Genomic DNA, 12,126 nt, shown 5'->3' on the forward strand with positions numbered 1-12,126 from the left:
ATGTAAGGAGTGTTCTCATGATAAATCGAACGTTAAAACAAGTAGAACAGATGGTAAATGGTACGGGATTAGCAGAGCAATATGAGGGAATTACTATACAAGGAGTCTCTATTGATACGAGAAAAATTGAAAATGGAAACTTATATGTTCCGATTCAAGGTGAACGTTTCGATGGACATGCTTTTGTAGATAAAGCCGTTGAAAATGGAGCTGTGGCGACATTATGGATGAAAGATGTAGCAAATCCACCTGAGAATCTTCCCGTTATTTTTGTGGAAGACACGTTATCAGCATTACAAATGTTAGCGAAAAACTATCGCAATCAATTGGATGTGAAAGTTATTGGTGTGACAGGGAGTAACGGTAAAACATCTACAAAAGATATTGTAACAAGTCTTCTTGCGACTAAATTCAAAGTTCAAAAAACAGAAGGAAACTTTAATAACCATATTGGGTTACCTCTTACTATTTTAAACTTAGAAGAAAATACAGAAGTAGCTGTATTAGAGATGGGTATGTCCAGCCGAGGGGAAATTGAATTCTTATCTAAGTTAGCACGTCCAAATGCAGCTATCATTACGAACATCGGTGAGGCACATTTAATGGACTTAGGCTCTCGTGAAGCAATTGCTGAAGCGAAATTAGAAATTGTGACAGGATTACAAGAAGGTGGAGTATTCGTATATAACGGAGATGAGCCATTATTAACAAATCGTGTTCCTGAAATGAATTTAATAGCTGAAACAGTTACGTTTGGTGATGCTAGAGCAAATGATTACTATCCAACGACTGTAACATTACAGGCAACTGGGACACATTTTAAAATGAATAGAGAAGAAAATATTTCATTCTACTTACCAGTATTAGGAAAACACAATGTGTACAATACGCTTGCTTCAATGGCAATTGCGAAATATTTTGGTGTAACGTGGGAAGAGATGAAAGAAGGTTTAGTAACACTTCAAATGACAGGCATGCGTATGGAAATTGTAAAAACAAATAGTGGTTTAACAATTATCAATGATGCTTATAATGCAAGTCCAACGGCTATGGAAGCAGCGTTCCACCTAATGAATGGTTTAGATGGATTTGCTAAAAAAATTGTTGTACTTGGTGATATGCTAGAACTTGGTGATCAAGAAGTACAATTCCATTATGAGGTAGGTAAATTAATCGATCCAGCAAAAATCTCATATGTGTTCACATATGGTAAATTAGGGGCTCAAATTGCTGAAGGAGCGAAAATTAATTTCCCTATTGAGCGTGTAAAAGCGTATGATAATAAAGAGGAGCTAGTAAAAGAGTTACAAGCAGTAGTTGATGTGAAAGATGTTGTATTAATAAAAGCATCTCGCGGCATGAAATTGGAAGAAGTAATTACGATGTTGAAATAATTGGTGTATATAAATAGGGATGATAGATGCGAAAATAGAAGAAACTTATAATAAGCGCTTACAGTAAATATAAAAAAATAAAAGTGAAGAAAAAAACTCTGAATATGAAAATAAGGTAACAGTTGGGTTTGCTTTTTGCACATACAAAACTTATAATTGATAAAGTGTAATAACGTTTAGAAGTATTTTCGCGAAGAATATACGCCCGTTTATATACGTGAGCATTCAGGAAAAGGGCTTTTCCGCAAATTCGGAAAACGCCTTTTTTTAAATGATAAGTATAGGATAGAAAAGGAGAAGTAACATTGACAACATTTCGAGAATTAGGATTAAGTGAGTCTTTACTACAATCTGTTGAAAGTATGGGCTTTGAAGAGGCTACGCCGATTCAAGCTGAAACAATTCCACATGCATTGCAAGGTAAGGATATTATTGGGCAAGCGCAAACAGGTACAGGGAAAACAGCAGCATTCGGATTACCACTATTAGATAAAGTGGATACAAATAAAGAAGCAGTTCAAGGTATTGTTATCGCGCCAACGCGTGAATTAGCAATTCAAGTTGGAGAAGAGCTGTACAAAATTGGTAAACATAAACGCGTTCGTATTTTACCAATCTATGGTGGTCAAGATATTAACCGCCAAATTCGTGCTCTAAAAAAACACCCACACATTATTGTTGGTACGCCGGGTCGTATTTTAGATCATATTAACCGTAAAACACTTCGCTTACAAAACGTAGAGACAGTTGTTCTTGACGAAGCGGATGAAATGTTAAACATGGGCTTCATTGAAGATATTGAAGCGATTTTAACAGATGTGCCAGATACACATCAAACATTATTATTCTCAGCGACAATGCCAGATCCAATCCGTCGTATTGCTGAGCGTTTCATGACTGAGCCTCAACACATTAAAGTAAAAGCAAAAGAAGTAACAATGCCAAACATTCAGCAGTTCTATTTAGAAGTGCAAGAAAAGAAAAAGTTTGACGTGTTAACACGCTTATTAGATATTCAATCTCCAGAGCTTGCAATCGTATTCGGTCGTACAAAGCGTCGTGTTGATGAATTATCAGAAGCATTAAACTTACGTGGTTATGCAGCAGAAGGTATTCACGGTGACTTAACACAAGCGAAGCGTATGTCTGTATTACGTAAATTTAAAGAAGGTGCTATTGAAGTTCTTGTTGCAACAGACGTTGCTGCACGTGGTCTTGATATTTCAGGCGTAACACATGTATATAACTTCGATATCCCACAAGATCCAGAATCATACGTTCACCGTATCGGTCGTACTGGCCGTGCAGGTAAAAAAGGTATTGCAATGTTATTTGTAACACCACGTGAATCAGGACAATTAAAAAATATCGAGCGCACTACAAAACGTAAAGTTGATCGTATGGAAGCACCGACACTTGACGAGGCATTAGAAGGTCAACAACGTTTAATCGCTGAAAAACTTCAAAGCACAATTGAAAATGATAATTTATCATACTACAAGCGTATTGCAGAAGAAATGTTAGAAGAGAATGATTCTGTAACAGTAGTAGCTGCTGCTTTAAAAATGATGACAAAAGAGCCAGATACAACTCCAATCGCTTTAACGTCAGAACCACCAGTTGTTTCAAGAGGTGGCGGTTCTAAAAAACGCGGCGGTAACGGAGGCGGATACCGTGATGGTAACCGTAATCGTAGTCGTGACGGACGCGGCGGTGGCGATGGTCGTAACCGTGATCGCAATCGTGATGGTGGTAGCCGTGGTGGCGATGGCCGTAACCGTGATCGCAATCGTGATGGTGGTAGCCGTGGTCGTAAAGGTGAAGGTCAAGGTCGCCCTGGATCTTCAAATGGACGTGGCGAAAGAAAACATCATAGCCGTCCACAAGCTTAATAAAAAAGAGAATGCCCTTTGCTGGCATTCTCTTTTTTTATTTCTGTAATTGTACATACTACATAATAACTTGTGTAGAAAAGAGGTGCTACATGCTTGTAAGACTTGGATATGTTGCGATGAGTGTACATTTAAAGAATGCATCTCCATCTCAAACGATGACATATGCGCAGTTTCAACGAATTGGTGATCGAGAGGCTGCAATTCGTAAACTCGAAAGAATTGCTAATTCGAATTTAGAAAATTGTTTACGGTTATTAAAGCATAATAAAGGGCATGATATATCTTTCTTTCGGCTTAGTTCCAAGCTTGTTCCTTTAGCGAATCATGAGGAGTTGTTAGAGTGGAACTATATTCGCCCCTTAAAAGAAAATTTAAAAGTACTAGGTGATTACGCTATTCGAATGAATATGCGTATTGATTTTCATCCAGATCATTTCGTTGTGCTGAATTCACCTGAAGAGAATATTTTTAAACAATCTGTAAAGACATTGCAGATGCATAAAAAATTATTAAAAGGTATGGGGATTGAACATAAGCAACGATGCGTATTACATGTGGGTGGAGGTTATAAAGATAAGGAACTCGCATTAGAACGCTTTATAGAAAATTGGTCAAGTGTTCCAAGAAGTATCCAAGAGATGGTCATATTAGAAAATGATGATACGACCTTTTCTTTAGAAGAAACATTGTATTTAGGTGAAAAATTAGATATTCCAGTCGTGTTTGATTTGCATCACCATATGATGAATAATGATCGAGAAGATTGGCATGAAGATTGGGCGCGTGTTGTACATACGTGGGAATCGTCTTTGTTACCAGTGAAAATGCACATTTCTAGTCCTAGAGAGGGAAAAGACCCGAGAGCGCATGCGGACTTTATTGATGTAGATACTTTTTTATCTTTTTTAAAAAAGATAAAGGGAAGTGTTCCGCAAATTGATTGTATGATTGAAGCGAAGAAGAAGGATGAGTCTTTATTTCAACTAATGAGAGATTTAAGTAAACAAACAGATGTAGAAATTGTCGATGGTGCGAGCTTTTATATTAAATAAGCTCTGCACCATCGAATTTTTTTGTTAATAAAGGAGTGCAAATACCACCAATAATCAATCCTGTTAAATGGCTTATAGGGTTAGCGGAGGGATTGAAGAAAGTGAATAGTAGTAATATACATATCATGATTGAAAAAATAGCAATGTCTCTTGGATTGGAAGAACGATATCGACTATACAATAGAAATAATTGTGCACCTAGCAATCCGAAAATACCACCAGATGCCCCGGCATGAATATATTCAAGAGGCATAATGAGATAAGAAGAAATATTTCCAAGAGTTCCAGAAAGGAAAAAAATAATGATGAAAGAAAAGTGCCCTAGTTGTTTTTCAATAGAAGAGCCAAGCACAAATAAACAAATACTATTAGAAAGGAAATGTTGTAAGTCTACATGTACAAGTAAGGAAGTTATGAGACGCCACCATTCTCCTTTAGCGATATATTCATTGTAGGATGCCATGGGAAAGAGAAGAAAGTCGCCTAACATAATCATGACTAATTGTATGAGAAGTAAAGCGATGACGATTGGTTGTAAGGAAATGCGGGCAGAAGGTATTAGCATGTTGTGAGTATCACTCCTTTTGCATCAGAAAGATTCTCTGTTATTCTTACAATATGAAAAAAGAAAGCTAAATAGAAGAAGGGGATTTTGAAATGATTGTAGGGATTGGAATCGATATTATTGAATTGAATCGAATAGAAAAAATGCTAGATGGAAAACTTAAATTTATGGAGCGTATTTTAACTGAAAGTGAACGTAATGTTGCTAAGGAGCTGAAGGGAAGTCGCCTTACAGAGTTTGTAGCTGGAAGATTTGCAGCGAAAGAGGCGTATTCAAAAGCGGTAGGAACTGGTATTGGAAAAGAAGTAAGTTTTTTAGATATTGAAGTAAGGAATGATGATAGAGGTAAGCCGATTCTCGTTACAAGTACAGAGCATATTGTTCATTTATCAATTAGTCATAGTAAGGAATTTGCTGTTGCTCAAGTTGTTTTAGAAAGCTCGTCACGCTAGTCTGCATATTTTATATCTTTGTCTCATATATTTGATGTAGCGATAAGGAAGGTACATCTTCCATTCATTTATAGGGGCAAAGGGGCTGAAGTGATGAAAAGGCGTCTGTTTTTAGTTCTTGTCGGTTTATTAACCGTTTTTGTGTTGGCGGGTTGTATGGAAAAGAAACAAGATGATGTTGTGAGAGATTTAGAGGCGAAAGTAAAAGGGATGAAAAGTTATCAAGCTGAAGCAAAATTATCTATTAAAACAGGGAATGAGCCTCAGGAGTACAAGGTAGAAATATGGCATAAGGAACCTTCTTTTTATCGTGTGAATTTGCAGAATGCGAAAAAAGATCAAAGCCAAATTATTTTAAGAAATGAAGAAGGGGTATTTGTATTAACGCCAGCACTTAATAAGAGTTTCCGTTTCCAAAGTGATTGGCCGCAAAATAGTAGCCAGGCTTATTTATATGAATCCCTTGTGAGAGATATTTTGCAGGATAAGAAAAACCTTACTTTTGAAAAAACAGATAAGTATTATATTTTTAAAACAAAAACAAACTATCAACATCAAAACATGTTGCCGAAACAAGAGATTACATTGAAGAAAAGTGATTTAACACCAGTTTCGGTGAAGTTAATGGATAATGATCAAAATGTTCTTGTGAAAGTAGATTTCTCAAAAGTGAAATTTGATGCGAAATTTGATAAAGGTGCATTTGATACGAAACAAAATATGTCTAGAGCGCAAGTAGATGTTCAAACAACAGCGAAAGAAGACAAACCATTTGCTATTTTGTATCCGCGTGATACGCCGCAAGGTATGGTTTTGAAAGATGAAAAAGAGTTGAAGACAGACAGTGGCAAGCGTGCGATACTCACATACACTGGAAGTAAGAAATCCTTTACTTTGATACAAGAAAAGGCAAAAGTTGCAGAGGCTTCGTCAGCGATAAGTGTGAGCGGAGAATTGGTTGATCTTGACTTTACAATTGGGGCATTGACGAAAGATTCTTTAACGTGGTCGCATAACGGAGTAGAATATATGCTCGTGTCTAAAGGTTTAGAGCCGAAGGAGCTATTAATGGTTGCTCGTTCAGTTACAGAGAAGCAAGTGAAGTAAACTTCTTAGACGTGGTGATATATGTGCACCACGTCTTTTCTTAGTTTGAAGGGTGGATTTCATAAAAGAAGCATATAAAAGAATAAGCTTCGCATATCGTGTATAAGGAAGTGTATTTATGGAAGAAGCACCATTTTACCGTGACACTTGGGTGGAAGTGGATTTAGATGCGATCTATAACAATATTACACACATTAAAGATTTCATTCCAAGTGATGTAGAGATTTTTGCTGTAGTCAAGGCGAATGCATATGGACACGATTATGTACCGGTAGCTAAAACGGCATTAGAAGCAGGGGCGACAAGGTTAGCGGTTGCCTTTTTAGATGAAGCTCTAGTGCTTCGAAGGGCTGGTATTACTGTGCCGATTTTAGTGTTAGGTCCTTCCCCGCCTCGTGATGTCAATGTAGCTGCTGAAAATGATGTAGCGTTAACTGTTTTTCAAAAAGAATGGGTGGATGAAGCGATCAAACTTTGGGATGGTTCATCTACAATGAAATACCATATTAATTTCGATAGTGGTATGGGGAGAATTGGAATACGCGAACGAAAAGAATTAAAAGCATTTTTAAAGAGTTTAGAAGGTGCGCCATTTTTAGAATTAGAAGGAGTTTATACACATTTTGCAACAGCGGATGAGGTGGAGACTTCTTACTTTGATAAGCAATATAACACATTTTTGCAGCAGTTAAGTTGGTTGAAAGAGTTCGGAGTGGATCCTAAGTTTGTCCATACAGCTAATAGTGCTGCAACGCTACGTTTTCAAGGGATTACATTTAATGCAGTACGAATTGGCATTGCGATGTATGGGTTATCTCCGTCTGTAGAAATACGCCCTTTTTTACCGTTTAAATTAGAACCAGCGCTATCACTGCATACGAAAGTTGCTCATATTAAACAGGTGATTAAAGGGGATGGGATTAGTTATAACGTCACTTACCGAACGAAAACGGAAGAATGGATTGCAACTGTTGCGATTGGATATGCAGATGGATGGCTTAGAAGATTACAAGGGTTCGAAGTGCTTATAAATGGTAAAAGGGTACCGATTGTAGGTCGAGTAACAATGGATCAATTCATGATACACCTTCCTTGTGAAGTGCCGCTTGGTACGAAAGTTACACTCATTGGAAAACAAGGTGATGAGTATATTAGTGCTACTGAGGTTGCTGAATATTCTGGGACTATTAATTATGAAATTATTGCAACGATAAGCTTCCGAGTGCCGAGAATATTCATACGGCACGGCAAGGTTGTAGAAGTAATCAATTATTTGAACAATATATAGAAGGTAGTATGGTTTGCTTCTTGTCATTTGAGAGGACTGTTCATTGGTTAAGAATAAGCTCATTTTTGATGAGAAGCTTTTTACTTATCATTACTTTTAACATAATTTAACGTAAATTTTGCTGGGAAACTCTTTCGTGTCTTGTTTGTAATAAGATAAAAATAAAAGAATATGAATTTTTTGTTTGTGAATTGGAAAACATAAGCAAGGAATAAGGAAGTCTTTGCAACAGGCTCCATACAATGGTATTATTACAATAGGTGTCATATATATATTTGGGTGTGTAGTTGACGGTGGAGGTGTATTTTTGTGTCCGAATCAAGTGTAACTACTGAAATCGTGGTTCGGTTGCCAAAGCAAATGGTAACGGAATTGGACGGAATTGGAAAACAAGAGAATAAGAATCGCCATGAACTAATTTGCCAGGCAACACAACTGTTATTGCGTCAACATAAGACGAAGAAACGCTACCAACATGAATCAATGCGACGTGGGTACATTGAAATGGGAAAAATTAATCTTGGTATTGCATCGGAAGCTTTCTTAGCAGAGTATGAAGCAGCTCATACAGTAGAACGCTTAGTTAGCGGGGGGTAATATTTTGATTGTAAAACGCGGCGACGTGTATTTTGCAGACCTTTCCCCAGTTGTTGGTTCTGAGCAAGGAGGCGTTCGTCCGGTTCTTGTCATTCAAAATGACATCGGAAATCGTTTTAGTCCAACGGTGATTGTAGCGGCTATTACTGCACAGATTCAAAAAGCTAAATTACCCACTCATGTGGAAATTGATGCGAAAAAGTACGGTTTTGAGAGAGATTCTGTTATTTTACTTGAGCAGATTCGAACAATCGATAAGCAGCGCTTAACGGACAAAATCACTCACTTAGATGAAGTGATGATGATTCGTGTAGATGAAGCGCTACAAATTAGTTTAGGACTAATAGATTTTTAAATCGGCAGTTTAAGTTGCTCTCTTTACAGGGCAACTTTTTTTTATTATAGAGGAGGTTACGGTTGTATATGGAAATGGTAGATAATCGACAAGCGTTAATGAAAATGTTAGTGAAGGAATTAGGCTTTACCGAAAAGCAAGTTCGTCATGTTATTCAATTAACAGAAGAAGGTAACACAGTTCCATTTATTGCTCGTTACCGAAAAGAATGGACAGGCTCTTTAGATGAAGTGCAAATTCGTACAATTTTAGAGAGATGGCAATATATGATGCAGCTTGAAGATAGGAAAGAAGAGGTTCTTCGTCTTATTGATGAGAAGGGGAAACTGACAGGAGAGTTACGTCAGCAAATTGTTAAAGCTGTAAAGTTGCAAGAAGTAGAAGATTTATATCGTCCATATAAAGAGAAAAGAAGAACGAAAGCAACGATTGCAAAAGAAAAAGGACTAGAGCCGTTAGCTGAATGGTTATTGTTATATAAGAAAGAAGATCCAAATCAGAAGGCAGTGGAGTTTATTAACGCAGAGAAAGAAGTGCAATCTGCAGAAGAAGCATTACAAGGTGCCCAAGACATTATTGCAGAAATCGTTTCAGATGAAGCAGCTTATCGTAGTTGGATTCGGAATGTTACTTTTAGAAAAGGTGTTATGTCTTCGTCCGTAAAAGATGAAGAGAAAGATGAAAAGAATATATATGAAATGTATTACAGTTATGAAGAACCGTTGCAGAAAGTAGTACCGCATCGTGTATTAGCGATGAATCGCGGTGAGAAAGAAGATATATTGAGAGTTTCTGTTGTTCCACCAGTAGATGAGATAGTAACTTTCTTATATAAGAGAGTAATTCGTGATAACGATTCTAAAAGTGCGCATTATGTAAAGTTAGCAATTGAGGATGGTTATAAACGATTAATTCAATCCTCCATTGAAAGAGAGATTCGAAAAGAATTAACAGAAACAGCTGAGGAACAAGCGATACATATTTTTTCTGAGAACTTACGTAATTTGTTATTACAACCTCCAATGAAAGGAAAGGTTGTGTTAGCTTTAGATCCTGCATATAGAACGGGTTGTAAATTAGCTGTTGTAGATGATACTGGGAAGGTTCTATATATTGATGTTATTTATCCGCATCCACCTGTTCGTAAATATGAAGATGCAAAAATGAAAGTTCTTTCTATTATAGATAAATATCAAGTTGAAATGATTGCGATTGGGAATGGTACAGCTTCTAGAGAATCGGAAGAATTTATAGTTGATGTATTACAAAATGTGAAACAAGAAGTCTTCTATATTATTGTGAACGAAGCTGGTGCGAGTGTGTATTCGGCCTCCGATTTAGCTCGTGAGGAATTTCCGAATTTACAGGTTGAAGAAAGAAGTGCTGTTTCTATTGGGAGACGTCTGCAAGATCCACTTGCTGAACTTGTGAAGATTGATCCTAAATCAGTTGGGGTTGGACAATACCAACATGATGTATCTCAAAAGAGGTTGAATGAATCATTAACATTTGTAGTAGAGACGGCAGTTAACCAAGTCGGTGTGAATGTAAATACAGCTTCAGTTGCGTTATTGCAATATGTTTCGGGTTTATCGAAAACTGTTGCGAAAAATATTGTGGCAAAGCGTGAAGAAGAAGGGAAATTTACAAAACGAACAGACTTAAAGAAAATACCGCGTCTAGGTGCGAAGACATATGAACAATGCATAGGTTTCTTACGTATATTAGAAGGGGCAAATCCGTTAGATCGAACGGGTATTCATCCAGAACAATATAAAAATGTTGAATTGTTATTGAAGAGTCTAGGGTTATCAAAAGATGACGTAGGGCAATTGCAATTACAAAAGAGCTTAGAAGAAGTGGAGATTTCTAAGTTATCGCAAGAAACGGGAGTTGGGGAGCCAACATTAGTTGATATTATAGATGCGCTCATTAGTCCAGAGCGAGACATGAGGGATGAGTTGCCTAAACCGCTTCTGAAAAAAGGGATTTTGAAATTAGAAGATTTAAAACGTGGTATGGAACTGGAAGGAACAGTTCGTAACGTTGTTGATTTTGGTGCTTTTGTTGATGTAGGTGTAAAACAAGATGGTTTAGTACATATTTCTAAACTAAGCAAACAGTATGTGAAGCATCCGTTAGATATTGTATCTGTCGGACAAATCGTCAAGGTATGGGTAGATGATATTGATACGAAAAAAGGTCGCGTTGCACTATCCATGTTGCCGATTGAATAGTAAGAGAAGAGAGCAGATGAAACTGCTCTTTTTTTATGGGATAAAACGTGTAATGGATTATGAGCTTTGATGTATTTTGCTATAATAAAACCAGCATTCATTTAGTAATTTAATTTGATACCGGTTTTTTTCAAAATATGCGCGTTGCATTTGTTTTTTTAGCCACGTAGGCATAGGAATCCCTCCTTGTTTAATCCTACTCTCAAAAATGTAAGGTACTATTGATGAGAGGTTGGTGAGTGGATTTCTATTCATGCTATATTTTTAGAAACCACGCTTCTTGAATGAGGATGGGTATATGTACTATTTAATATATGTATAAGGGAGGAGAAAAGTGTAAAAATATTTTTTAGTTTAGGAGGAATGAGAGTGGATGAGCAAGAAATACAGCGTCTGGTGGAAGAAGTATCACTACAATACTTCGGAATGCCATTTTTACATAGAGCTATGTTCAATAGTAGGTTGCGTACAACTGGTGGACGTTATCTATTGAATACACACAACATTGAACTGAATTATCGATATTACGAAATGTATGGGAAAGAAGAGTTAGTCGGAATCATTAAACATGAGCTTTGTCATTATCACTTACATATTACAGGAAGGGGCTATAAGCACCGGGATAGAGATTTTCGTGAATTGTTAAAAGAAGTTGATGCGCCACGCTTCTGTAAACGAATAATTAATGAAGAGAAGGAAAAAAAGGTTTATACGTATGAATGTATGGGCTGTTTGCTTCAATATGTAAGAAGACGTCAAATAAATACAAAAAGATATGTCTGCGGAAAGTGTAAAGGGAAACTGAACCTGATAAAGAAAACATCTTGACAGTGAAAACGCAATCCAGTATATTATAAACATGTCACGTTTGTACAAGATGTTGAGAAAAAACATCTTGACTTACGATAAGAAATTTTATAAGATACAAATTGTCTTTATTATTCCGCAGTAGCTCAGTGGTAGAGCTATCGGCTGTTAACCGATCGGTCGTAGGTTCGAGTCCTACCTGCGGAGCCATACAGAGAAGTACCCAAGTGGCTCAAGGGGCTCCCCTGCTAAGGGAGTAGATCGCTAACGCGGTGCGAGGGTTCGAATCCCTTCTTCTCTGCCATACATACTGGCCCGTTGGTCAAGTGGTTAAGACACCGCCCTTTCACGGCGGTAACACGGGTTCGAATCCCGTA

Annotated in this window: 12 protein-coding genes and 3 tRNA genes; 13 read left to right on the plus strand and 2 right to left on the minus strand. The window is 37.2% G+C overall.

Annotation, left to right across the window (positions count from 1 at the left end; genetic code table 11):
- Positions 1–17 precede the first annotated feature (17 nt).
- The 3 genes from murF (at position 18) to uvsE (ending at position 4,341) form a co-directional block, all read left to right on the plus strand.
- Positions 18–1,394 carry a UDP-N-acetylmuramoyl-tripeptide--D-alanyl-D-alanine ligase gene (gene murF, locus CER22_RS20845; RefSeq protein WP_088121136.1) on the plus strand — a complete coding sequence of 459 codons (1,377 nt, stop codon included), beginning with the start codon at positions 18–20 and terminating at the stop codon, positions 1,392–1,394.
- A gap of 305 nt (positions 1,395–1,699) precedes the next feature.
- Positions 1,700–3,286: a DEAD/DEAH box helicase gene (locus CER22_RS20850; protein ID WP_000206596.1), complete on the plus strand. Its 1,587-nt coding sequence runs from the start codon at positions 1,700–1,702 to the stop codon at positions 3,284–3,286.
- 92 nt (positions 3,287–3,378) lie between these two features.
- Positions 3,379–4,341 (plus strand): UV DNA damage repair endonuclease UvsE, encoded by a 963-nt coding sequence (uvsE, locus tag CER22_RS20855; protein WP_048542883.1) that lies wholly within the window; start codon positions 3,379–3,381, stop codon positions 4,339–4,341.
- Here uvsE and CER22_RS20860 read toward each other — a convergent pair.
- Positions 4,334–4,906, minus strand: coding sequence for a rhomboid family intramembrane serine protease (locus CER22_RS20860; protein ID WP_088061743.1), 573 nt, complete (start codon positions 4,904–4,906; stop codon positions 4,334–4,336). The genes uvsE and CER22_RS20860 overlap by 8 nt on opposite strands.
- 92 nt (positions 4,907–4,998) lie before the next feature.
- Between CER22_RS20860 and acpS the strand changes: the two genes are divergently transcribed.
- The 6 genes from acpS to CER22_RS20890 all read left to right on the plus strand — a co-directional run bounded on the left by acpS (position 4,999) and on the right by CER22_RS20890 (position 10,942).
- Entirely contained in the window at positions 4,999–5,358 is a 360-nt protein-coding gene (acpS, locus tag CER22_RS20865) for a holo-ACP synthase (RefSeq protein WP_000635044.1), read from the plus strand.
- Positions 5,359–5,514: 156 nt separating this feature from the next.
- On the plus strand, positions 5,515–6,465 hold the full coding sequence (locus CER22_RS20870; RefSeq protein ID WP_142293521.1) for a LolA family protein: 951 nt from the start codon (positions 5,515–5,517) through the stop codon (positions 6,463–6,465).
- Positions 6,466–6,583: 118 nt separating this feature from the next.
- Positions 6,584–7,753, plus strand: a complete 1,170-nt coding sequence (gene alr, locus CER22_RS20875) for an alanine racemase (RefSeq protein ID WP_088061745.1) — start codon at positions 6,584–6,586, stop codon at positions 7,751–7,753.
- A 309-nt stretch (positions 7,754–8,062) separates the two neighbouring features.
- Positions 8,063–8,350, plus strand: a complete 288-nt coding sequence (locus tag CER22_RS20880) for an antitoxin EndoAI (protein WP_000004570.1) — start codon at positions 8,063–8,065, stop codon at positions 8,348–8,350.
- 4 nt (positions 8,351–8,354) lie between these two features.
- Positions 8,355–8,705, plus strand: coding sequence for a type II toxin-antitoxin system endoribonuclease NdoA (ndoA, locus tag CER22_RS20885; protein WP_000635963.1), 351 nt, complete (start codon positions 8,355–8,357; stop codon positions 8,703–8,705).
- A 68-nt stretch (positions 8,706–8,773) separates the two neighbouring features.
- Complete coding sequence (locus CER22_RS20890; protein ID WP_141542686.1) at positions 8,774–10,942, plus strand: Tex family protein; 2,169 nt, start codon at positions 8,774–8,776, stop codon at positions 10,940–10,942.
- A gap of 57 nt (positions 10,943–10,999) precedes the next feature.
- On the opposite strand, the gene cmpA is transcribed toward CER22_RS20890, so the two are convergent.
- Positions 11,000–11,116, minus strand: a complete 117-nt coding sequence (gene cmpA / locus CER22_RS20895; RefSeq protein ID WP_001143642.1) for a cortex morphogenetic protein CmpA — start codon at positions 11,114–11,116, stop codon at positions 11,000–11,002.
- 195 nt (positions 11,117–11,311) lie between these two features.
- Here cmpA and CER22_RS20900 point away from each other — a divergent pair, with 195 nt between their 5' ends.
- From CER22_RS20900 to CER22_RS33145, 4 genes are all read left to right on the plus strand, one after another.
- Positions 11,312–11,770, plus strand: a complete 459-nt coding sequence (locus CER22_RS20900; protein ID WP_000344252.1) for a SprT family protein — start codon at positions 11,312–11,314, stop codon at positions 11,768–11,770.
- Positions 11,771–11,884: 114 nt separating this feature from the next.
- A tRNA-Asn gene (locus tag CER22_RS20905) sits at positions 11,885–11,959 on the plus strand.
- 3 nt (positions 11,960–11,962) lie between these two features.
- Positions 11,963–12,053 (plus strand) — tRNA-Ser (locus CER22_RS20910).
- A gap of 16 nt (positions 12,054–12,069) precedes the next feature.
- Positions 12,070–12,126 (plus strand) — tRNA-Glu (locus CER22_RS33145).

This window comes from Bacillus sp. K2I17, assembly GCF_002209985.1.
Classification (GTDB): Bacteria; Bacillota; Bacilli; order Bacillales; family Bacillaceae_G; genus Bacillus_A; species Bacillus_A wiedmannii.

Bases quoted from the DNA above. Each gene is read 5' to 3' on its own strand.
- murF (WP_088121136.1), top strand. From the start codon at position 18: ATGATAAATCGAACGTTAAAACAAGTAGAACAGATGGTAAATGGTACG.
- uvsE (WP_048542883.1), top strand. From the start codon at position 3,379: ATGCTTGTAAGACTTGGATATGTTGCGATGAGTGTACATTTAAAGAAT.
- CER22_RS20860 (WP_088061743.1), bottom strand. From the start codon at position 4,906: ATGCTAATACCTTCTGCCCGCATTTCCTTACAACCAATCGTCATCGCT.
- acpS (WP_000635044.1), top strand. From the start codon at position 4,999: ATGATTGTAGGGATTGGAATCGATATTATTGAATTGAATCGAATAGAA.
- CER22_RS20870 (WP_142293521.1), top strand. From the start codon at position 5,515: ATGGAAAAGAAACAAGATGATGTTGTGAGAGATTTAGAGGCGAAAGTA.
- alr (WP_088061745.1), top strand. From the start codon at position 6,584: ATGGAAGAAGCACCATTTTACCGTGACACTTGGGTGGAAGTGGATTTA.
- CER22_RS20890 (WP_141542686.1), top strand. From the start codon at position 8,774: ATGGAAATGGTAGATAATCGACAAGCGTTAATGAAAATGTTAGTGAAG.
- cmpA (WP_001143642.1), bottom strand. From the start codon at position 11,116: ATGCCTACGTGGCTAAAAAAACAAATGCAACGCGCATATTTTGAAAAA.